The 21,689-nt window shown below is 32.9% G+C and carries 19 protein-coding genes; 13 read left to right on the top strand and 6 right to left on the bottom strand.

The window, feature by feature from the left end:
- Both BLV35_RS17570 and BLV35_RS17565 read right to left on the bottom strand, forming a co-directional pair.
- The gene (locus BLV35_RS17570; protein ID WP_091093295.1) at window positions 1–1,398 is read right to left on the bottom strand and encodes a RagB/SusD family nutrient uptake outer membrane protein; all 1,398 of its coding nucleotides are present in this window, start codon (window positions 1,396–1,398) and stop codon (window positions 1–3) included.
- A gap of 16 nt (window positions 1,399–1,414) precedes the next feature.
- Complete coding sequence (locus BLV35_RS17565) at window positions 1,415–4,447, bottom strand: SusC/RagA family TonB-linked outer membrane protein (RefSeq protein ID WP_091093292.1); 3,033 nt, start codon at window positions 4,445–4,447, stop codon at window positions 1,415–1,417.
- Window positions 4,448–5,005: 558 nt separating this feature from the next.
- On the opposite strand from BLV35_RS17565, the gene BLV35_RS17560 reads away from it, so the two are divergent.
- The 4 genes from BLV35_RS17560 to BLV35_RS17545 all read left to right on the top strand — a co-directional run bounded on the left by BLV35_RS17560 (window position 5,006) and on the right by BLV35_RS17545 (window position 8,548).
- On the top strand, window positions 5,006–5,227 hold the full coding sequence (locus BLV35_RS17560; protein WP_091093290.1) for a helix-turn-helix domain-containing protein: 222 nt from the start codon (window positions 5,006–5,008) through the stop codon (window positions 5,225–5,227).
- Window positions 5,228–5,496: 269 nt separating this feature from the next.
- A complete protein-coding gene (locus tag BLV35_RS17555; protein ID WP_091093287.1) occupies window positions 5,497–6,228 on the top strand; it encodes a DUF3800 domain-containing protein in 732 nt (243 codons plus the stop codon).
- A gap of 90 nt (window positions 6,229–6,318) precedes the next feature.
- Window positions 6,319–7,347, top strand: a complete 1,029-nt coding sequence (locus BLV35_RS17550; protein WP_091093285.1) for a reverse transcriptase family protein — start codon at window positions 6,319–6,321, stop codon at window positions 7,345–7,347.
- 61 nt (window positions 7,348–7,408) lie between these two features.
- On the top strand, window positions 7,409–8,548 hold the full coding sequence (locus BLV35_RS17545) for an HNH endonuclease signature motif containing protein (RefSeq protein WP_091093282.1): 1,140 nt from the start codon (window positions 7,409–7,411) through the stop codon (window positions 8,546–8,548).
- A gap of 732 nt (window positions 8,549–9,280) precedes the next feature.
- Here the strand turns inward: BLV35_RS17545 and BLV35_RS17535 are convergent.
- Window positions 9,281–9,673, bottom strand: a complete 393-nt coding sequence (locus BLV35_RS17535; RefSeq protein WP_074722218.1) for a hypothetical protein — start codon at window positions 9,671–9,673, stop codon at window positions 9,281–9,283.
- Window positions 9,674–10,263: 590 nt separating this feature from the next.
- Between BLV35_RS17535 and BLV35_RS17530 the strand changes: the two genes are divergently transcribed.
- The 4 genes from BLV35_RS17530 (at window position 10,264) to BLV35_RS19795 (ending at window position 13,721) form a co-directional block, all read left to right on the top strand.
- Window positions 10,264–11,247, top strand: coding sequence for a putative phage abortive infection protein (locus BLV35_RS17530; protein ID WP_091093279.1), 984 nt, complete (start codon window positions 10,264–10,266; stop codon window positions 11,245–11,247).
- Window positions 11,248–11,456: 209 nt separating this feature from the next.
- Window positions 11,457–12,056, top strand: a complete 600-nt coding sequence (locus BLV35_RS17525; RefSeq protein ID WP_091093277.1) for an HD domain-containing protein — start codon at window positions 11,457–11,459, stop codon at window positions 12,054–12,056.
- Window positions 12,057–12,234: 178 nt separating this feature from the next.
- Window positions 12,235–13,164 carry a hypothetical protein gene (locus BLV35_RS17520; protein WP_091093274.1) on the top strand — a complete coding sequence of 310 codons (930 nt, stop codon included), beginning with the start codon at window positions 12,235–12,237 and terminating at the stop codon, window positions 13,162–13,164.
- A 260-nt stretch (window positions 13,165–13,424) separates the two neighbouring features.
- The gene (locus BLV35_RS19795) at window positions 13,425–13,721 is read left to right on the top strand and encodes a YqaE/Pmp3 family membrane protein (RefSeq protein ID WP_143031882.1); all 297 of its coding nucleotides are present in this window, start codon (window positions 13,425–13,427) and stop codon (window positions 13,719–13,721) included.
- Between the two features lie 47 nt (window positions 13,722–13,768).
- Here the strand turns inward: BLV35_RS19795 and BLV35_RS17510 are convergent, their stop codons facing one another.
- From BLV35_RS17510 to BLV35_RS17500, 3 genes are all read right to left on the bottom strand, one after another.
- Entirely contained in the window at window positions 13,769–14,965 is a 1,197-nt protein-coding gene (locus BLV35_RS17510; protein WP_091093271.1) for an IS256 family transposase, read from the bottom strand.
- Window positions 14,966–15,139: 174 nt separating this feature from the next.
- Entirely contained in the window at window positions 15,140–15,316 is a 177-nt protein-coding gene (locus BLV35_RS17505; RefSeq protein ID WP_091093269.1) for a histone H1, read from the bottom strand.
- Window positions 15,317–15,404: 88 nt separating this feature from the next.
- Entirely contained in the window at window positions 15,405–17,084 is a 1,680-nt protein-coding gene (locus tag BLV35_RS17500) for an AraC family transcriptional regulator (RefSeq protein WP_091093266.1), read from the bottom strand.
- Window positions 17,085–17,419: 335 nt separating this feature from the next.
- Between BLV35_RS17500 and BLV35_RS17495 the strand changes: the two genes are divergently transcribed.
- From BLV35_RS17495 to BLV35_RS17475, 5 genes are all read left to right on the top strand, one after another.
- Window positions 17,420–18,115 (top strand): hypothetical protein, encoded by a 696-nt coding sequence (locus BLV35_RS17495; RefSeq protein WP_091093264.1) that lies wholly within the window; start codon window positions 17,420–17,422, stop codon window positions 18,113–18,115.
- Between the two features lie 317 nt (window positions 18,116–18,432).
- A complete protein-coding gene (locus BLV35_RS17490) occupies window positions 18,433–19,305 on the top strand; it encodes a helix-turn-helix domain-containing protein (protein WP_245712099.1) in 873 nt (290 codons plus the stop codon).
- Window positions 19,306–19,355: 50 nt separating this feature from the next.
- A complete protein-coding gene (locus BLV35_RS17485) occupies window positions 19,356–20,558 on the top strand; it encodes a hypothetical protein (RefSeq protein WP_091093259.1) in 1,203 nt (400 codons plus the stop codon).
- A gap of 178 nt (window positions 20,559–20,736) precedes the next feature.
- Window positions 20,737–21,210 (top strand): hypothetical protein, encoded by a 474-nt coding sequence (locus tag BLV35_RS17480; protein ID WP_091093256.1) that lies wholly within the window; start codon window positions 20,737–20,739, stop codon window positions 21,208–21,210.
- A 135-nt stretch (window positions 21,211–21,345) separates the two neighbouring features.
- Window positions 21,346–21,684, top strand: a complete 339-nt coding sequence (locus BLV35_RS17475; protein WP_091093254.1) for a DUF4134 domain-containing protein — start codon at window positions 21,346–21,348, stop codon at window positions 21,682–21,684.
- The last annotated feature ends 5 nt before the right edge of the window (window positions 21,685–21,689 follow it).

Raw genomic sequence — 21,689 nt, 5'->3', positions numbered from 1 at the left:
TTAGTATCCTTGATTTTGAGGTAGTAAATGACTATTTGCTAGCAGTTCAGACGCAGGTAGTGGAAGTAAATTATCTCTATCTTTCCATGCTGGTTTAATTACACTCAAAACAGTACCAGCTTTTCCAGTACGTTTTAAGTCAAACCAACGGTGCCCGAATTCAGTAAACAATTCCACTCTTCGCTCCTGTAAGACAGCTTGTGATAGTTCCTCTGGAGTACTAGAACTCGTATTTGTTAAAGTTGCTCTTTGTCTTATCTTATTGATATCGTTTTTGGCTTCAGCTAGTTTTCCTAAATGTACTCTAGCTTCAGCTCGAATTAAGTATTGCTCGTCTAATCTAAAAATAATGGAATACTCCTGAGATGTTCCTGAATTCGTATCGAGCTTGTATTTAAAAGGGAAATAATAGGTGTCTGTTCCATCATTCACACTACCCAACCACTGATTTTTTCTTTGATCTCCAGTTTCAAAGGCATTGAGTAAGTCCGGACTTATAGCTTCAATATTTGGCGGCGCACTAGTAAAAATAAAAGTTCGACCTTCTATTGTATTTAAGCCCGCTACACCAGGGTGCAATTGCCAAATCGTGGAAGGACTGTCTTTCAAGAAAACTAAATCTAAATTATCCTGCCACTGGTAAAGAACTGTTTTATTAATAATTGCATTCGATTCATTCTCTGCTAACTGCCAGTTTTCTGTATATAAAAATACTCTAGCCAGTAAGGCCGAAACGGTATATTTATTGGGACGGATTCGTTGAGCGGAAGTATACGACTCGGGTAATAGCTCTTTTGCTTCTAGTAAGTCTGCTATAATTTGGTTGTAGACGTCTGCTTGGGTCTGCTTTGAAATCATAGTGTTTATTTTATAATCGGTACTGGTGATATAGGGAATATCTCCAAACAAGTTCACCAAATTAAAATGTATAAAAGCACGGATAAACAGCGCTTCTCCCTTCAAGCGGTTTCGATTATCTCCTGTAATCGCTGTTGAATTATCTACACCTTCTACTATAGCGTTTGCAGCGTAAATTTGATTGTAGCTAGAATTCCATAAAACGGAAACCCCACTATTGGAAGGTAACAGTGTATGGGAATAGAAGTTTTGTAAGGGGGAGTCACTAACCCCGTAGTAGGTTAATTCATCCGCATAATTTCCTAACAGACTGGAAAGCCCATCAGAATTCCCTGAAATCATGCTGTAATCTCGCATTTGTGCATAGCAGTCGGAAAGAGCTGCGGTAGCTGTTTTTACATCTTGAAAAACGGCAGTTTTGATTAGTTGCGTCTTCGGGAGATCCGTTTCAGTAAAACTATCGCAACTAGAAAGCCAAAGGCATATAATAACTATTAAAGCAGCTATTAATGCAACTTGTATTTGTCTGTAATATTTCATCTTGTTAATTTTTATGTTATAAACCCAGTTGCACACCCAATGAGATCTGACGCAATGGTGCTATGAAAAAGGAAGATTGGTTTTCAGGATCTGCTCCTTTGTAGTTCGTAAAAGTCAATAGATTTTGTGCCTGTAAATACACTCTAGCCGTACTGATAGCCGATCCTTTGGTAGGGATTGTGTACGATAGACTAAGACTTTTTAAACGGATGTAAGAGGCATCGCTGATGGTTGCACTACTATTGCTATAAGAAGACCAAGCATCGAGCGCTTCTCCGTTTTCACCTGTAGTATACAATTGCGTTTGAGAGTTTAATCCATCCAAGGGCCAATGGTTTCCTATTGCTACAGGTTGATTGACCATATCTCCAGCCCAAGAAGTGTTGTATAAATAATTTCTTGCTTTTTGTTTTACAAATTGGAATAAGAAATCCATGGACCAATTTTTATAACTTAATTGATTTGCAAAACCTCCAAACCATTTGGGAGCAGTGTCTTCAATCCATTGCTGATCATTGGGGCTACTAATCTGTCCATCACTATCATAATCTTCGAAAGAATACAGTCCCGTTTGTGGATTGATTCCCGTATAGTGATATACTTTTTGAATGCTAATAGATTGCCCAATTAGGTATCTATTAGCATAGGGAGAGCTTTCTAGATTAGGAAATTCCAACAACTTGTTTTTGGGAAGACTCAGATTGACATCCGAAGTCCAATTAAAATTTTTAGAACGGAATGGTTCGACTCGTAATTCCAGTTCTAATCCCGAATTTTGAACTGTTGCATTTAGATTGGCTTGTAAAGAGGAAAACCCTGTAGTACCCGCTAATGGGATACCTACTAATTGGTTAGAAGATCGGTTGCGGTAATAAGCTGTACTTAAAAAAACACGATCGTTGACAAATCCTAATTCTATAGCAATTTCTAATTTTTTATTCGTTTCCCAAGCAAAATTAGGATTGAATAGTCTCGAAGGCTGGAGTCCGATGATACCATTATAATTGTTTCCTGTAACATCATAGGTGTCTAAGAACTGGTAATCGCCAATTTGATCGTTTCCAGAGGTTCCATAGCTAGCTCTAAGTTTTCCAAAGCTAAGAAAGGTACTAGTATCAAGGAAGGATTCTTTTGAGAATACCCAAGCGGCACCAACAGCGGCAAAATTAGCAAAGCGGTTACCAGGTCCAAATCGGCTGGAACCATCGCGTCTGCCCGTTGCATTGAGAATGTATTTGCTTTTATAATTGAAATTAATTCGGCCAAAAAAAGCTTGGTATTTATATTCAGAAAAGGTGTTGCTTGAAATACTTAAGCGCGATGCAGCGGCAAGATTATATATCAAACCGTTACTAGGAAATCCGGAACCTGTTTGTGCTAACTGACTGGACTTTTGATCCTGAAAAGTAGCTCCTGCAAGGATATTAATTTCGCTTTTACCTATTTTTTTAAGCCAATTTAGTTGTGGTTCAATAGTCCATGAATGGCTAGATGCATTGTTGAGGTAAAGAGTAGAACGTTCACTACCAATTCCAAACGCAGGATTATACATTGTAGAAGGATTGATGCGACTTTCCTCTACTCGGTTATCCGTGTAACTTAGGTTCGTTTTTAATTCTAAACCTTCTAAAATTTGGTACGATAGCAATGTATTGGCAATTAGCGCAGCGGTAGTACCAGTATATCGTCCATTTAAGGTAGCTAGAGGGTTGGTCCAAGAATTTTTTTCCCAGTTTAGATTTCCATTTGCATCATACAAAGCGGGTGCATTAGGAGCAAGAACCGCTGCCTTATAGGTAAAGTCAGATGGGGGAAGTATGTTTTTATCGGCTGTGTAATTTGCTGAAAAGTTTATTTTGAAACGACCGTCTTCAGTTCTGTGGGTCAGGTTGGTATGTAGCGCTCCTTTGCCGTACTTGGCATCTCCTGGAAAAACGGTAGTTTCCTTGTGCATTGTACCGCTTATTAAATATTGGGTTCCAGAACTGCCTCCAGATAAGGTAGCCTGTAGATTATTGGTTGTTGCAGTCCCTCCAATTAGTTCTTTTTGCCAATTGGTATACCTTGTTTGATCCCATTTTCCATTGACGTCATATGCATAACCAGGATAGGTTGTGATCCCATCATTTGAGAAAGCTTCACGGCGCATAGACAAGTATTGGTCCGTATGCATTAAATCGAGTGTACGGGTTAGTGTTCCAAAGCTGCTGTAGGCATTTAAGTTAAATTTTGTTTTTCCTGCTTTACCTTTTTTGGTAGTAATCAGGACAACACCATTAGCACCACGAGATCCATAAATAGCGGTTGCATCTGCATCTTTGAGTACTTCTATACTTTCTAAGTCAGATGGATTAATACCGTTTAATGGACTGGTAGTACCCGCAAGTATACCTGAAGAAGCGGAACTGAAACCCAGCGATTGCGAGCTGTAAGGCACGCCATCCACGATGTATAGTGGCTCGTTGCCTTCGGCACGGATGCTATTAATCCCACGAATCTGGATAGTAAAGCCACCACCAGGTACTCCTGTGGCTTGTGTGATATTGACGCCAGACATACGTCCTTGCATGGCTGCTAACGGATTAGTCACAGGCTGTTTTTCAATATCCTTTGCCGTGATTTTAGCGATACTTCCAGTGCGTTCGCTTTCTTTAACGGAATAGTAGCCCGCATTAATTTTGACCTCCTGTAGTGAAGTCGCATCTTCTTGCATACGAATAGCTAGTATAGAGTGTCCATCAACAGGAATAGTTAGGGTTTTGAAGCCCATAAAGCTAAAAATAAGCATATCGTTGGGTAATGCATTGATAGTAAATTTCCCGTCAAAGTCAGAGATAGCTCCTTTTTGTTGTCCTTTTATAGTTATGGTTACGCCAACTAAAGGTCCTGTACCATCAGTGATGGTGCCGCTTATTTGGTTTTGTTGCGGCGAATACTGAATTGGCTTCAGGGCAGTTTTTGATAAAGCAGGGGTGTAGGAGATGAGGAACCCGAAAACAATCAGGCACCAAAAAGCCAATCTCCCCTTGTAAAATGAATTATTTTTCATAATATTGGGTTAGTTAATAGAAACGTTAGTTTTGTTAGCAATGGTCCTCTAGTCAACCGCCAAGAAGAGTTAGAGGGCCATTTTTTTGTTTTAATAGCCTGTACTGCATTTTTACTAATTCAAAATAGAGAATAAGGCAGTACAGGCATTCAATAGAGATTCTTTTTTTTAAATCATAGGCAAGCGAAAGTTTATACGGTTAAACAGTAATTGTCAATGCGAGACTATTAAAAGGAGGAAGCAGTGCTAAGAATATAAGTTGAGTTTAGCCTAAATAATAGGCATAAAAAATGGCATGGAACTCAGCTTATTGCATCAGAGGCATTGGCATACCTTAACCACAAATAAGTGAGCCCACGCCATGGGACGTGAGCATCTTACTTATCATCTCGTGGTTTTAAAACGCCAATTTTCTGATACGAGATTCAAAGCGAATGCTTCAAATATTTTATATGAAGAATCGCAAATATATTAATTCTAAAACAAATATAGGAAATGTTTTTCATATTCGGACAGGTGTCCGATTAAATTTAATTTTTAACGGCTTATTTTGTTTTTATGGGTGATTTAAATAGGAAAATATGCGACTATGTTGCCACTGAGTGGATTGGTGAGACTCAGGCAAAAACTGAGTTTGCATTAAATCACAATATTGATGAAAAAACAGCCCGTCGAATTTACAATGATAAAAATTATACTATCACTCTCTACACTTTAAATAAAATTTGTGAAGCTAGAAATATTAAGCTTTCAGAGTTTTTTAAGTTATTGGATTTGTAAATTTAAAATAGAAAGAAAAAGATGCTTAGGTATCTTTTTCTGTTTTACGGTTCCTTGTGTCTCATGTAAACTTTCGATTATGTTTTAATTTAAGTCAAATATCACTAAATATGGGTATTGTAATAATAAATTGAAAAGGTTTTATTTACAACATACAACAAGGCATATAGGACGAGTTATGGTAAAAACTTAAAAAAAGGGTACTTCTTGATGTTAAAAACTAGTTGGCAGAAATTTTGGGAAAACCGAGGGAAAATTGAAAGTAAGTGATGAAAAAAACAAACTATTTTTATATTGATGAAGCTGGGCATATCAACAATAACTCAACTATTTTTATTCACGGCTGTGTTAAAACAGATTCTCCCGAAACCTTATTAGAGTCAATTAATGAAATAACGGATGAAATTTTAAATGATGATTATTTCATAGAAGATATTGAGACAATTAAACAGCAAGGTTTTCACGCAACAGACAATCATCCTGACGTTAGAAAACACTATTACAAGCGTTTACATTATTTTAACTTTAGAGCATATTTTGTTGTCGTTAATAAAAATTCTGAATATTTTAAAAATTTAAAAGCTGAAAAAGATGATTTTGAAATATTTGAAATATTTTTAAAGAAACTAATAAAAGACCGAATACAAAGTAATAAAAATGACAAAAACATCTTTTATTTTGAGGATATTGAGATTGCAAAGAAATCTTTCAAAAACATTGTGAAAGATATTTTTGAATCTTTTGACGAGACATTTGACCTTGAATATCATATTACAGGTAAAGAATTAATTAACCTATCAATAATCGATTACCTAAATTACATTCTTTATAGTATTTTAAAAAGTGATAAAAAAGATGACCGAATGGAAAAAAACTTCAATTTAATTTCACCAAGAATCGGAGTTATTAATATCTTGCATAAAAATGTTTTTTTAGGAAGAAAAAAAACAGAAGATAAAAAAATCAATATAATCAATTTAAAAAGAGAATATAGTGGGTAGTTAGGGTAAAATTATGGATATGAGTTCGTATCCGATTATTAGAATAAATTACTATCTACCTTACCCTAACGCCCACTTATTATATTAGAAATGGATTTACTTCAAATAGAAACAAAAAAGGAATTTTTATATTTTTTAAGATGCAGAGAATCTTTTTTAGATTCTGTCAATTTAAGAGAATATGTTATAATTGATAATAAAAAAAATAAAAATGTTGATTTTGAAATACTTGAAAACACAATAGCAATTGAAAGATTTTATATTGAGAAAAGAAATCCAACTTTAGGTTATAGAACTATACATAATTCTTTAAATCACGAATTAGAACATTGTCAAAAAACATTAAATACTGGACTATCTAATATTTATAAACCATTAGGTTGTGTACAAGGTTTTGTATTAAAAAAAAACATTAAAACAAATGCTTTTGTGCATTTAGCAAAAAAACAAATTCTTACACTAGACATTAAAGATTTTTTTGAAACAATCACCCAAAAACAAATTATTGAATCACTTACTAAATTGGGCATAAACATTCAAGTTTCTGAGTGGATTTCAAATATCGCTTGCGTAAATGGATATTTAGTACAAGGTTTTAGCACAAGTCCAATTCTTGCTAATATTGTTGCAATAGAAATGGATTTAGAAATCTTTAAAAATATTGATGAAACAATTAATTATACTCGTTACGCAGATGATTTATATTTTTCAAGTGATTCAACTCAAATGAGCCTCGAATTAATTACTAAAATCATTACTAAATATGGTTTTGAAATTAACAATTCCAAAACTAAACTAATGAAAAGAGGTCAAAAACAATATGTTACAGGACTTTCTGTATTTGACCATAATTATCCGAGAATTCCAAAAAAAATAAAGAGAGAATTAAGATTAGAAGCTTATTACATTGGAAAATATGGGTATGAAGAACATATTATGCGGAAATTAAAAATCAAAAAACATCAATTAAAACATCAAGAAATTAAAGGTTTAATCATTAATGAAATAGACAAAACTCGTGATAGAATATTTGGTTGGTTACATTTTATAAACTCTATAGAACCTAATTATAGTAAAAAAATCACACAAGAATTAAAAAAAACTTCTGCCAACAGATAAGGGTTCGTTGGGCTTGAAAAGCCAACAATGAACTCGCGGTTAGCTGTAACCTTAAAAAAAAATGAACGAAAGAGAATATTTTGAAATAAGTGAAAACAAAAAACTTCCTGCAAGATGCCCTATTTTGGAATATTGCACGAGAAGAGCTTATACTCTATATTTTTTAAATGAATTGAAAGGTGGCGAAAATAAAAGTATCGTAGAAATACTGCAAAAAAATGATTTATTAAAATCCGATTTTGATGAAAAATCTATTAATTTGGCAGGAGAAATACCTTCATATATAAATGGAAAACAATACAAGGTTTATGAAAATTTTTGTCCAGAAGTTAACTTATTTGACTCAATCGGATTTAGACATTCTCAAAATACAGCCAGTATAAGTGGCGAATGGGATGATTTAAGAAATGATAAATTCAAAAATTTCAATTATAGACATTATAGCGAATGTGCTGAATTTAGTAAAATTCACTACGAAAAAAATACGAGTAAAAGAAATATGACAGAAAAACGAAAAAACCCAACCTATAGACAAAAAGTTAGGCTTCTACAAGAATCAAAAAACAAATGTGCCTTTTGTGACTTTTCAGATGCAGGGAGAATTCAATTTCATCATATTGATGAGAATTCAGCAAATACAATATTAGAAAATTTAATTTCTGTTTGTCCCAATTGTCATTCATTAATTGGTGAAAAAGCAATTACAGAAGATGAAGTTCTAATAAAAAAATCGAATTTAAAAAATGAATATTTATTAGAGGATAAGGCGAATAAATCAAATATTGAAATATCAAATAGTACATTTCACAATCCTATTTTGGGAAACAATAATGTGGTGAATTTGACTGTGAAAAACCAAATGCAGAAAAAAAAGGTCATCCAAAAATATCCTGAAGGCTCAATCGGACAAAATATTATTATGTATAATTATTCAAAATATTTAGCTGATAGATATTCCGAATTTAAAAATTTTGAACTAAAACCTAAAGGACAAGAATTTAACTACGCAAGTTTTTATGGTAAAGTGAAAAAAGACTTTAAATCAGGTGGCTTTTTTCATATTCCACAAACACGTTTTTTAGAATTAACTTCATATTTACAAAAAAATATAGATAGAACTATTTTAGCAAAAGTGAATAAAAGTAAAGGAGTTTTGAAAAATTATTCATCATTCGAAGACTACGAATTACAAAATAAATAAAAAGTCTACAGCTAGCAGCTAAGGGGTCGTTGGGCTTGAAAAGCCAACAATAAAGCTACGGTTGAACCGCCTGTCCCGATTTTTCGGGACAACCAATTACATACCATCAATACTATGGAGTTATCATAAAGTAAATTTAAGAATGTTAAGAGGCTAGTACGCCTCTTTTTTTTGCAGTTTTATAAGAGCAGTTTTTTTCGTGATTTCCTTAATTAATTGAACAAGATAAATGATCCGAAAAAGCATATACAAAACGAACTTGATTATGTGGTATAAGAGTATCTTCTAAATTCAAAATTACACTCTGAGTACGCGGTATTTCAGTGATGTGTTACATTATTAAATGTACAACTTTTCTTGCTTTTGTTTTATATTAAGCGTTATATTTGAAAGAATATAGCTACGTTTTTTTACAGACTGACGTTAGCGGTAATACGCCGAAAAAATGAAAAAGGACAGTTATTTTGATTGATTTCGCTTAAATGTCTAACAATTTTCCTCTATCCATTTATATAAATAATCAATAGCTAATCCCATACTAAAAAGATTAGTTCTTAAATGCAACGCTGGAATATCTTTATCTTTTTCACGATGAGTTATTGTCCGAATACAATTTGGACATTTATAATGATCGTGTGAGGCTTTTGTTCGAAGATATTTACAGTTGTGTGCTTTTAGAAACGAAACCCAATCTTTCGTTTTTACTGGTCTATTATTTCCCATTTATAAAAATTAGCAAGCTACTTTATATTGCTTATTTTTTCTAATGGTAACATTTTCTAATCCTTGTAACAATCCATTTTCGTCAACAAATAATTTAGAAAAATTCTTTCTATGATAAGGAACTTGTGAAAATCCAAGTTTAACTAATTCTAATTTTCTTTGTTCTGCTCCCAATTTCATAAAATCTTCACAAAAAGTTTCAACATTTTCATCTAAAGAATTAATTGCTTCTTGTTCTGTAGAACCATATCCACTAATCATTAAAGAAGGAATAATAGATATAAAATGATCTCCATCTTTGCCACTAACGACAGTAGCTTCCAGAGTTAAATCGCCTCCTTTAATTCGTATAGTATCTTCTTGAGGTTGAATTTCAAGAGGAATTTTTGTTAATTTAGCCATAACATTGAAGTTTTATATATATAAATATATATGGCAAATATATGGAAAAAAAGAAACTTAAAATTATTTTTAAAGGAAACTTAACTTTTGATTTAGTACACCGCTAAACATGTAGCAAACTAGGTAAAAAAAACTTAAAAGCAAGTCAATCAAGAATGTTGAGAGGTTTTTTTTCGTTTAGTTGGTATTGTCTAAGACCTGCTAATTGGTTTGCGCTAATATAGGGGAATTAGTAGCTTGTAGGTTTTCTTTTAACCTTTTTGTTAGGCAATCAAAAGTAATGAGGCCATCTTTTCTATTTTTGAGACAGAGCTAACCTTACCCACAAATGGATTTTTTTTATTTTAAAAATGTTTTGGAACCACTCGCTGTTTTTGCGGTTCCTATCCAAAAGGCGAAGCCGAAAATTAGGGTTTATGTCTTCTAAACTTTAAAAGCGCATTTGTAGGCGGGAAATTCCAGTTATGTGTTGTAATCTTATAAATAAGAATAATCCTCTTTTTACGCAAGTATTTTGTTATATTTGGTGGTAATACAACGGAGGTCTTTTCACAGACTGACGTTAGGCGCAACTTTAAAAAAATGAAAGAATGAAAGAAGAAAATGGCAATTTAAAATTTATTATTTTATTGCTATCAATATCATTAATATGGGTTTGGAGTTGGATATTTATTGACATACTTGTCCCAATTGAACAAAGATCAAACTTCGGAGATAAGTTTGGTTTTATTAATTCATTATTTTCGGGTTTAGCACTTGCTGTTATAATTTACTCAATAATTCTTCAACAAAAAGAACTAAATCTTCAGAGAAAAGAATTGTCAGACACAAGACAAGAATTTAAAGACCAAAATTTTCAAACAACTTTTTTTAATCTAATAAAAACACAACAACAAATTGCTAATGAGATTTCAACAACTATTGTTAATCTAAAATCATATAACTCATATTCATATTATGAAACTAATGGACGTACATTTTTTATGCGCTCAAAGTTTGAGCTCAAAAGAATAGAACAAGCTCTTAAATTTCCTTTTGAAAATTTTAAAGAATGGGATGAATATGATGAACATTTACATGCTCCTGAAAGTGAATGGGAAGAAAATAGTTTGTTTAAAAGTAGAAAATTAGCTTATACTTTAAAATATTATAATATTAATAACCAAGATTGGGATAATGCTCAAAAACTAAATGATTTGGAGCTTATCAAATTTATTTACGTTAAGTTTTTTAATAAATTCTCACACGTTTATGGTCATTATTTTAGACATATATACCATATTTTACTGTTTATAGACAAATCAGAAGAAGAAAAAAAAGCTCAATTAATACAAGCAGATGAAAAGACGAAAGTTGAGAACGAATTTTATCAATATGCAAATTTTGTACAAGCACAAATGACCACGCCGGAATTATTTCTAACATTTTATAATTCACTAGCTTTTCCTAAATTTAAAAAATTAATTGTAAAATATAATTCACTTGAAAACTTACAAAAAGAAGAGTTAATATATAAAAAACATAATAACGTGGAAGGAATAAATTTAAAGAGCAGAGAAGATATTTTAAGTTAAAAAAAGCAGCGCCTAACAATGAGAGCTGTGTTGAAAAGGCAACAATTAAGCCTGCGTTGAACGGAAACTAGAGGCAGTTTAATTTCTGTATATTTACTTCCTAATTAATAAAATAAAGATCGTTTTAAGTTTTTTAGACGAATTGACTTTAGTGGCAATTTTAAACGACATTACAAGGACAGTAAAACTCTCTCAATAATTATATAAATATGCAGACAGACAATTTATTAAAACAAGTAAGCTTCATAAAAGAGATAGACAAGTTGAAATACATTCAACGCAAAACTAAACTATTTAACAGCGATAGACACGAAAATGATGCAGAACATAGTTGGCATTTAGCAATGATGACAATTGTATTGGCAGAACATTCGGACAAACCGATAGATGTACTTAAAGTTTTGAAAATGGTTTTAATCCACGATATCGTGGAAATTGATGCTGGTGACACTTTTATTTACGATTCTACAAAAAGTCATACAAATACAGAAGAAGAACTTATTGCGGCAAAGCGAATATTTGGACTTTTACCATCAGAACAAGCCGAAGAACTCACATCTATTTGGGAAGAATTTGAAGAAGGTAGTACGGACGAAGCAAAATTTGCAAAATCAATGGATAGATTTGAACCACTATTGCAAAATACTTCAAATAATGGTGGAACTTGGACGGAATTTAATGTGCCGTATCAAAAAGTTTATGATAAGAAAAAAGCAATTAAAAACGGTTCGTCTGCAATTTGGAATTATGCTGAGAATTTAATAAACGAAAGTGTGGACAAAGGAATTCTAATAAAAAAAACTAACTGACCGCCAAGAAAAACGGCCACTAACAGCTAGCGTTTCGTTGCGTGCGCAGCACAAACAATGAAAGCTGTGTTGAAATGAGCTGGAAGTAGTTTAAGTCCTATATATTTACTTTTTAAATTAATAAAAACATAGTTCGTTTAGATATTTTATACAAACGGATGGTAATATAATACAAAAGATGAATTATCTTCAACCTGATAATATTTGGAAAAGTTTTGATGTGAAGTCGGAAACAGATTTTATCGAGAAATTTGTGTTGAAAGGAAAATTCCATTGTTTAGTACCAGAAGAAATTGTGGATGATTATAAACTTGTTGAAAGACTTCTGTTTTATAGTTATTTTCATTATGCTTTACTGGATGAAGCATTTTCAAAATCGACTCGAATATTTGAAGCAAGCGTTACACTAAAACTTGAAGTTGTAGGGCTTAAAAAGAAAGAAGGATTTGAAAGTTTACATTCTAAACTTAATCGTCTGGAAAAATATTGTTCTAAACATTTACATCAACAGTGGTTAGATGCCAAAGAATGGAGAAATAGGTTCGCACATAGAGAAGCAGGAGTTCTTATGGGGGTTACACTTATAAATGCCCTGAAGCACAATCTAAATATGATTAATTCCTTGTTTCTTGAAGTTACAACAATTCACGAAAAAGAAAATCAGCATAAAATTCTTTTACAGCAATCTGAGCATTTATTAAATGGTTTATTCATTTTAGATGATGGGAATAAAAAAATTCTAATTTGTTCAGCAAGACCCTATACAACGGGGATAATGCAAAACCTAGGTAAATCTCTTTGGGTATTTATTCCTATTACTGGCAATAAAGAAATCAAAGAATCAAAAGATTTGCCAAATGCTTTAATTCTAACTTTAGAAGATTTACATTTTAACAAAAATGGTCTATCTGCTATTGATTCAAGCACAAAGCAATCTATTTCTCTAATTGTGACCGATAAATTTGAAAATGGGGAGAAACTCGTTAACCATAATTTAAGAATAAATGAAATAGAAGCGATTTTGCCAGACATTATTCTAGAATATATGGCTAAGTTAAAACATTCAATAGCAAAAGAGATTGGAAGTTTTTTGTATGAAGATTGGTAATTAGATTAGTCGTATCATAACTACCGGACTAAATGTTAAAGTACTATTAAATCGCGGGTAATGCAACAACTAGCTGTAACTATTGAAAGCGTTTATAGACTAATTGTTAACTTTAAATAGTAAGTTACCGGATTTTACTAAAGGTTCTTTCTTGGAAATAGGTATCGAAATACTATCATTAACAGTGATTTTGTACACTTTTATAATGACTTAGATGTAATATAGCATTCTATTTAAAGAATAATTCTAAAATTATAAGTATGACATTAATTGCCATTTTCTTTCCCTTTGTTTCCTTTTTTCTGAGAGGAAGAATACTGACATCTATAATTTGTTTGATCTTACAAATTACTGTTATTGGTTGGATTCCAGCGGCAATTTGGGCCGTTATTTCTTTACAAAATGGTAGAGAAGACAAGCACAATAAAAAGCTGGTAGACGCTTTTTCAACAAAACGATTAAAATACTTTAGTTACAGGAAGTCCTTTGCTTCTTTTACAATGACGGATTTATATGATTTTGCTCTAGGAAGTATTGTGTTTTTAGGGTTATTTTGACACTATCCTAAAATCTGTGTAAGTTTAAAATTTCAGGGTTAAATTTTTTATAGTTTAATCCTGTTTTCAAATATAGCTAAAAATTGATTGAGTATAACTCCCCAATTTCTAATTGGCATTGTCCATTTTTTAGTGCTTTCATTTAGAGCTAAAAACACGGATTTCATAACAGCTTCATCTGTTGGAAACGACAGCTTGTTTTTGGTGTATTTTCTAATCTTTCCATTGAGGTTTTCTATTAAATTTGTTGTGTAAATAATAGTTCTAATCTCGATAGGAAAGTCGAAGAACACAGTGAGTTCATCCCAATTGTTTTCCCAACTTCTGATAGCATAAGAGTACTTTGAGTCCCATTTAATTTTAAAGTCTTTTAAGGCTGCTTTTGCCGCTTCTTTAGTAGGTGCCGTATAGATTTGTTTCATATCCCTGCTAAATTCTTTTTTATCTTTCCAAACTACATATCGACAGGAGTTTCTAATTTGATGTACTACACATATTTGAGTCACTGAGTTTGGGAAAATGGTTTTTATAGTGTCTGTAAAACCGTTTAAATTATCGGTTGCTGTAATTAATATGTCTTCTGTTCCTCTGGCTTTTATATCCGTTAAAACACTCATCCAGAATGCAGAAGATTCATTTTTTCCTAACCATAAACCAAGAACTTCTTTTTTACCATCCGTTCTTAGACCAACTGCGATGTAAATGGTTTTGTTTACTACTTTGGAATTCTCTCTAACTTTAAAAACGATTCCATCCATCCAAACAATGAGATAAGTGCCTTCCAGGGGTCTGTTTTTCCAAGCTATTATATCATCGGTAATGCGATCTGTGATTCTTGAAATAGTGGATGTAGAGATATTAAAATCGTAGAGTTCTCTTATCTGTTTTTCAATATCACTGTTAATCAACCATTTAGCGTACAGTGAAATAATAACATTTTCAACACCATCTGTTGCACTTTCTCTTTTCTTAACAATCATGGGGCTAAAAGAGCTATCACGATCACGTGGAACTTGTATCTCTGTTTCACCTAAAGTGGTTTTTAGTTTCTTTTTTGTATAGCCATTTCTTAAGTTATTGGCCTTGCTTTTTTGATGCTTTTCATAGTCTAAATGAGCATCTAACTCACCTTCAAGAATTTTTTCAATACCACGTTTGTGAAGTTGTTCTAAAAAATTAGTGAGTTCTGGACCGTTTCTAAATTGCTTTAAAAAATCTTCGTTTAAAATGTCTTCTGGTTTCATAAGTGTATAAAAGTTAAATTTAATAAATAAAAAAATCTCAGGTCAACTAATAACCTGAGATTTTAAAACTTACACACTTTATGAGACAGTGCCTGCAAACGTTTTTGCAAGTGTTTAATTAATTATTTTTAGCCTAATAATCTGTATCGTTTATTTAGGACTAGACAAATAATATTACTTTTTAGATTGTTCCACAGAAACTTTTCTAAACTCTTTTAATTGTTTCTCAAGCTCCAATGTTGCTTTACGAGCTCTCGGTCCTGCTGCTTTAACCCCTTTCTCAACGAGAGATTGAGATTCTGTTTTAAAGGTTTCAAACTCAGCATTGATTTTTTGAATAAGATCTTTCATGATAGGTTTTTATTAAGTTAAGACGTAAAAATAGTAATTTAGTCTTTAGCTTAACTACTTACGCAATAGAATTGGAGCAGTTTCTTCTTTATTTTACTACTTTCGCTTCTTCTTTTTTAAGTTCTTCAATAAAATAGGGGGTAGGCATTCCCGTTCTGGTTTTAAATGCAGTCGCAAATCGTTGGGTGGAACTAAACCCACTTTCCTCAGCCAATGCTGTATTTGTATATTGCTGCAGCTGTTTACTATTTTTAAGTGCCTCGACCATATAATCTATTTTAAGATCATTTATATAGGGTATGAAATTTTTCTTTCGGTAATGGTAGATAACAAGAGAAAGGTATTTTGTATTGGAATTAAAAGTAGCTGCTAACTTTGCTAAGGTGATGTCTTTCTGTAGGAATTTATTTGCCTTTTCCCATTTAGCAAGTTGGGTTACTAATTCGCTAACTGCAAAGGAATTCATGTCTTCGATACCAGCGTGTAACGTTTTACTGTATTCTTTTTTCGGCTGTAGATCTTTACTCATCAATGCGTCGTATTTTTTTTTGTACATACTTTTAATTTTAAAGTTGCGATAGCTTACGAAAAGTAGAGCTAAGAATATGAAAGTGCCAAGGACTATAAAAATTAATTTTTTAGATTGCTGTACATCTGCTATTTTCTTTAGTTTTTGGTTTTCAAACAAAATTGTTTTATTGTCATATTCCTTATTAATTTTAGAGACAAGATAATTATTGGTTTCACGTAAGGCGCCTTCTGCTTTAAGAAGTTGGTCTATATAGTACAGGTGTAGTTTATCCTCTTTTTTTGTTTTATAGTGGTTGATTAATAATACATAGGTCTCTAACAAATCCTTACGTATAAATTGAGTGCTATTAAAAATCTTGTCCACTTTATTAAAATAGGGGATAGCCTTAGGTTTTTTCTTAAGTTCCCAATAACTTTTGCCAATGTAAAAGTTTCCAACAGACTCATTAGCAAAATCGTTGTTACTTTGTATTTCAAGCATAGTACTCTTTAGATTATCAATAGCCTGTTGATAATTTTTTATAAAGTATTGGTTGACACCTTCAGAATGCCTGAAATAGACTCCCATTTGAGGAAGAGCACGTTTGGCGCTTTCTTTGATTCCTTCCTCGTTAGTTTGCGAACACTTGCCGTAATTTCCTATCTTATTATAAGAAAGTCCTAAAGAATGAAGTGAATTGAGATAAGGTCTGTCGTCATTCTTTTTGTAATATTTTACACATTCCCTCAGTAAAACGATGGCTTCGTCATAAAACCCCATACTGCTTTTTAATTGTGCAATGTTGTATTTCACTTTATGAATAAGATAGTGGTCGTCAGTTTTGCTTATATACTCGTTAGCAATCAGATAATCATCTAGCGCTTCTTTGTGTTTTTTGTCCGCAAAAGAAACAATTCCTTTGGATAAAAACGCACTACCTATAGTTGCATTGTCTTTGGTCTTTTTTGCGGCATAAACCATGCTGTCAGCGTAAACAGAACGCAATGATGCTGGGGACTGGTGCATTATGTTTTGATAGCCGTTTTTTAGTTCCTCCCAGTTGCGTTCCCTTTTCGCTTTTTGGATGTAAGTAAACAGGTATACGGCAGCTCTAGCGCTGTCATTGTTAAAATGATCAATTCTATTTTCCAAATAACGGAAATCTCTATTTTGGATGGAATCTGGAATTATAAAAGAGGTATTCTGAGATTGCATCCACATGGGACCAATTAACACTAAAATAAAAAATTTCTTCATAAGTGCATCAATTAAGTTCAGGGACAGCTGCGAAATATTCTTTTTTTGTTTTAAGATGTAAATACTGGAATATTCTCAATAAAGCATATTTCAAAAATACTATAATCTCCTGAAAAATAGAGTTTTATTATGAGAAAAGTAGTGTGGATTTCGTGAAAATCCATACTTGAATTCGTGAATATCCACTACTAAAGTGTTGTAAGGCATTTTTTGAGCACATAGATTTGTAACGAATTCAAAAGCAAAAAGTTTAGCATCGTGCTAAATAAAGGTTCTGCTTACCCGGGTAAATGAACGGAGAAATTATTCTCAGTCACATTTTATAACTAGTAATTATGAAAAATTTATTTTTAGGTTTGTTTGTTATTTTGGTAATGATTTCCTGCTCGTCGGAAGAATATGGAATAACAGCCGTAAATGGTAATGATGTTTCTACTCAAGCTAGCACAGTGAAACAATTGGGCCCCGCCAATGATGCTAATCCTTATGATGAAGTTGGAAAAAGATATGGTAAATGGCTTACAGACTACTATCAGATTCATGGAAATTCTAAAACTATTCATGATTTGACTGCTCAGGTAAATTATGTGGGAGCAAAGTTGAAGGTAAACGATGTCTTTGGTAAAAGTAACATTTTGATAACGGAAGACGGTATTACTGTCAGCGTGAGTAATCTAGAAAACACGCTTACTTCAACACTTGCAACGGCCACATTAAGCGAGACGGCAAAAAGTAGTTTATTAAGTTTCTTTGTCTCTCTCATTCAAAATAAAGAAGCAGAGTACAGCTTATTGTATGATTTCATTGTAGCATATGAAGCTGGTATATTGGACTCTACCAATCTAACAGTCCAAGAGCTGGAAACGATTTTAGGGATTACCTCAGTAACCAGATACGCACTTGATGCCGAAGGAGGGCATAAGGATCGAGATTGGGAAATTTCTGTGGGAAACAAGAAAGTACCGTCAAAATTTGGTCCTTTTCAGGCTTCCCTAATTTCAGTAATCGTTCATCTGCGTTTTTACCTATAACAGAAGAATCTTTTTATAACAAAAAATGATCTTTATACTGATGAAACTACGCATTTACTTTTTTTTATTGTTGGTCATTTTTAACCTCACTAGTCTCTATTTCATTATAGCTTTATTAAGCTATGATGAAATAGTTGGCTATTGGATTAATGGTCGCAGGAAAAATGTGAGTACTCAATCCATGGGTTATTTGATGTTTGCTACAACACTGTCTAATCTGTATTTTTTTTTCTTGATTGTTATCGAAAAATCAGATAAGAACCATTAGTAGGACTTTAGTTTACTATAAATCTTGATTTTTTTAAATGAGTGAGCTTATGTTAACGACTTTACTACATATCGATTTAAATGAGCTTCCTGTTAAAGGCTTAGACGTTCAAATTCTAAAAGATTGTATTCTTACGAAAGAGAAGCATGAAGCTTTCTTTATAAACAATACTGCTGTACTGCTTATAAAATCAGGAAGTCTAAGGCTTTCGTTTCGTGACGTTTTTTTTGAGTTATTCGAAAATGATTTAGTAGTGCTTTCGAAAGGAGCTTCTTTAGCCATTTTAGGTACGGATCCTCAGTTACAACTTTTCTATCTTTCATTTAGCACTCGCTTTGCCATAGAAAATTGTACTAAACAAGCCCTCCTTGATGCTTTTTATTTTCTTAGTGGTAAAAGTGTTAGAAAGGTTAGTTTAGATCTTAAAAGTTCTTTAGTAGTCTCCCTAATCTACAAGTTAATATATCAAGTGAACAAAGATTCCGCAATTCGGCAAGCGGCTACAGAGCTACAGCGTATTAGTTTTAATCTCTTTTTATATGAACTCCGTTGTATTTATGGGCATTTTGCGAGTGAGTACCACTTGAATTTCACAAGAAATGAAAACCTTGCTATTAAGTTTTTAAATATTCTAGCGATTCATTTTAAAGAGCAGCATAGCGTACAGTTTTACGCAGGTGTTTTATATGTTACGGCCGGGCATCTGAACAAGGTGGTCAAGCAGACTACAGGTAAACCAGTAAAGAAAATTCTTGAAGAAACCCTTATCATGGAAGCAAAAAATAGGCTTGATGACGACCAAATTACTATAAATCGTTTATCAGAGGAGTTGGGTTTTAACAGTCCTTCTTCTTTCAGTACCTTTTTTAAAAAGCATGTTGGAATAGCACCGTCAGTATACCGTAGTAGTTTAAGCAAATAGATTTACCGCTCCCTTAATTAATTGTTTTTCACAACCAATAAAACAATTCTATGATACAAACAAAATACCCCTTAGAATGGTTCGATTGTTTAATAGTGCAGGAACTTAACCCCAGGAGTGGCGTACTACGATCCATATCACTTGCTGAAAGCAAGGAACTGGTTACTCATATTGTAAAGGAATCTCGTAGGATTCAAATACAAATTAAGCAAGAAGTTTTTTCTGTTCGAAAAAAGAGACAGTTTCGGCTTTTGGTTCGGAAATACCACTCTAGTTTTATTTATCTTTTAGATTGTAGTATAGAAAACCAACAACATGAGCATTTTAAAGAACCTCATCTTCATTATATTGGAGTAACCATTACATCCGTTTTAGAAGATTTAATATCTTTTGTCGAAAATCGTTTTTACAAGTACCTTAGTTTGGATGTGCGTGTTCCAATCACCTATCAAATAGTTTCCAAAAGAGAAATGCTGGCCAAGTTGGACAGGTTTAAAAGTAACAATGTAATGTCTTATGATACGGAAAAACCTTTACAACTTGTTATCTCAAAACTGTATCAAAAAGTAGTATCTGAACACAGCAATAAGAGTACCTATAGGGAAATAGTCTATAGGAAGGAATTATTGAATGCCTTAACTAACGATACGCTAGAACTTGTACAAAGCAGTACGTATTCGGTAGCAGATGAAATACTCATATGTTTTAATTTTAATTGTCAGGAATACAGTACTTATCTTAAGAATAGGATTCTACTCCAACTCGATCATTATGATAAAGTTGGCGACAGATTGGCCGCTATCTTACTTATTTACAAAGAATTTGGGCAGCTCTATTGTAAGCCCAAAAGAATGTTTGACCCCCAGGAACCTCATTTGAAAGAGGTTTTACACACTTGGTTTCAACATGAAATTCGCTACCTGGAACAGCAAATAAAAACCAAAGAAGAAGCTGTTGTAGTTACAACTTCTCAAAGTGACATAACAGTAATCGATTCCAATCTTAAAATGGAATGTGATTTATCGTGCGATCAAATTGCTCTTATTTTGAGAGCTGCAGATGAATCTCGTGTCGTAAAAGCCCGTTCTATGAGTCAGGTATTTAAAAGTATTGTTCCTTATTTGTCTACCCCGTTTAAAAAAGAGCTTTCCTATCAATCAGTAAGGAGCAAGTCTTACAATGCTGAAGACCGTGATAAGGCAGTTGCCATTAAGACACTGGAGAAGATGATTACCAAAATAAACGGCTACTAATTATTAATATATAAAATAGATTATATAGCTCTTTTAATCAGGGGTACTAAAGGGTACAACTTAAAGTTGTACTTGTGAGTAAAGTTAACTAATTGTTCTTTTGACTTATGAAACCAAACATCAATTGTTTTTGTGTTTGAGGTAAAAAAAAGGAAGTTGAACATTTAATTAAGAAACTATGTTTACAAACATTTCATGGGGCAATTACATCTTTGTGATTGTACTGCTATTAGCCAGTTGGTATCTATTTATTGGATTTAGATATTATTTATTTGACATCACAGAAATTGTGACAGGAAAGCGGAAACTTCGGAATCACAGAATTAATGATTTAGAAATTCATTATGATGTAGTTCGTCCGCAAACTTTTACTGATAGTTCCAAAAAAACATCATTTGGAGAAACAGAAGAAACTATTCTTGATATAGATGCTTTCGCCGAAAAGCTAAAAAATCTAGTAAAAGATGCAAGTCAAAGAGAAGTTATCAAATCAGAATTTATTGGACATCTCAGTTTGCTATTTACCGAATACTCCAGTATTAAAAACTCTCCTTTTAGATCCTCAGTCAGTGAACTGATTATTTCAGAATGTGAAAAACTAGATACTATAAGTTTAAGCCATGTAGAGGTGGAGGACTTGTGGAATGAATAAGAACAATGTTACAATGTGGAGGAATTGCCCCTGTCCATTTCAGTGCGGTATGGCTTAATGTGACAAGAATGAGAAATTGAGACAGCGGCATGCTCTACATTATTTTAAACGAATGGAACTTTAAAACAAGGAATTATGAAGAAGTACGACTGGAACATTGAAAGAATGAGCCGACAAAAGAAGGTGATCGGCGTTAGCATAGTGGTATTACTGGTATTTAGTTATCAAGGATATGGACAGGATGGTCTCGCAGGAATTAATGAAGCCAATCAAAAAGTGAGAAGTTATTTTGATGCAGGTACGCAATTGATGTACGCTGTTGGTGCTTTACTAGGATTGATAGGAGCTGTTAAGGTCTATCAGAAATGGAATGCGGGCGATCCTGATACAGGAAAAGTAGCAGCAGCCTGGTTTGGTAGCTGTGTATTTCTTGTTGTTGTCACCACCGTAATCAAATCCTTTTTTGGGGTTTAAAGCTT

It is taken from the genome of Flavobacterium gillisiae (assembly GCF_900107635.1).
GTDB lineage: Bacteria > Bacteroidota > Bacteroidia > Flavobacteriales > Flavobacteriaceae > Flavobacterium > Flavobacterium gillisiae.
The sequence above is the reverse complement of the archived record's forward strand: the minus strand, read 5'-3'. Positions and strand labels throughout refer to the sequence as shown.

What these genes read in the sequence shown, in the direction of transcription:
- BLV35_RS17570 (WP_091093295.1), bottom strand. Translation starts at nt 1,398, where the DNA reads ATGAAATATTACAGACAAATACAAGTTGCATTAATAGCTGCTTTAATA.
- BLV35_RS17565 (WP_091093292.1), bottom strand. Translation starts at nt 4,447, where the DNA reads ATGAAAAATAATTCATTTTACAAGGGGAGATTGGCTTTTTGGTGCCTG.
- BLV35_RS17560 (WP_091093290.1), top strand. Translation starts at nt 5,006, where the DNA reads ATGGGTGATTTAAATAGGAAAATATGCGACTATGTTGCCACTGAGTGG.
- BLV35_RS17555 (WP_091093287.1), top strand. Translation starts at nt 5,497, where the DNA reads ATGAAAAAAACAAACTATTTTTATATTGATGAAGCTGGGCATATCAAC.
- BLV35_RS17550 (WP_091093285.1), top strand. Translation starts at nt 6,319, where the DNA reads ATGGATTTACTTCAAATAGAAACAAAAAAGGAATTTTTATATTTTTTA.
- BLV35_RS17545 (WP_091093282.1), top strand. Translation starts at nt 7,409, where the DNA reads ATGAACGAAAGAGAATATTTTGAAATAAGTGAAAACAAAAAACTTCCT.
- BLV35_RS17535 (WP_074722218.1), bottom strand. Translation starts at nt 9,673, where the DNA reads ATGGCTAAATTAACAAAAATTCCTCTTGAAATTCAACCTCAAGAAGAT.
- BLV35_RS17530 (WP_091093279.1), top strand. Translation starts at nt 10,264, where the DNA reads ATGAAAGAAGAAAATGGCAATTTAAAATTTATTATTTTATTGCTATCA.
- BLV35_RS17525 (WP_091093277.1), top strand. Translation starts at nt 11,457, where the DNA reads ATGCAGACAGACAATTTATTAAAACAAGTAAGCTTCATAAAAGAGATA.
- BLV35_RS17520 (WP_091093274.1), top strand. Translation starts at nt 12,235, where the DNA reads ATGAATTATCTTCAACCTGATAATATTTGGAAAAGTTTTGATGTGAAG.
- BLV35_RS19795 (WP_143031882.1), top strand. Translation starts at nt 13,425, where the DNA reads ATGACATTAATTGCCATTTTCTTTCCCTTTGTTTCCTTTTTTCTGAGA.
- BLV35_RS17510 (WP_091093271.1), bottom strand. Translation starts at nt 14,965, where the DNA reads ATGAAACCAGAAGACATTTTAAACGAAGATTTTTTAAAGCAATTTAGA.
- BLV35_RS17505 (WP_091093269.1), bottom strand. Translation starts at nt 15,316, where the DNA reads ATGAAAGATCTTATTCAAAAAATCAATGCTGAGTTTGAAACCTTTAAA.
- BLV35_RS17500 (WP_091093266.1), bottom strand. Translation starts at nt 17,084, where the DNA reads ATGAAGAAATTTTTTATTTTAGTGTTAATTGGTCCCATGTGGATGCAA.
- BLV35_RS17495 (WP_091093264.1), top strand. Translation starts at nt 17,420, where the DNA reads ATGAAAAATTTATTTTTAGGTTTGTTTGTTATTTTGGTAATGATTTCC.
- BLV35_RS17490 (WP_245712099.1), top strand. Translation starts at nt 18,433, where the DNA reads ATGTTAACGACTTTACTACATATCGATTTAAATGAGCTTCCTGTTAAA.
- BLV35_RS17485 (WP_091093259.1), top strand. Translation starts at nt 19,356, where the DNA reads ATGATACAAACAAAATACCCCTTAGAATGGTTCGATTGTTTAATAGTG.
- BLV35_RS17480 (WP_091093256.1), top strand. Translation starts at nt 20,737, where the DNA reads ATGTTTACAAACATTTCATGGGGCAATTACATCTTTGTGATTGTACTG.
- BLV35_RS17475 (WP_091093254.1), top strand. Translation starts at nt 21,346, where the DNA reads ATGAAGAAGTACGACTGGAACATTGAAAGAATGAGCCGACAAAAGAAG.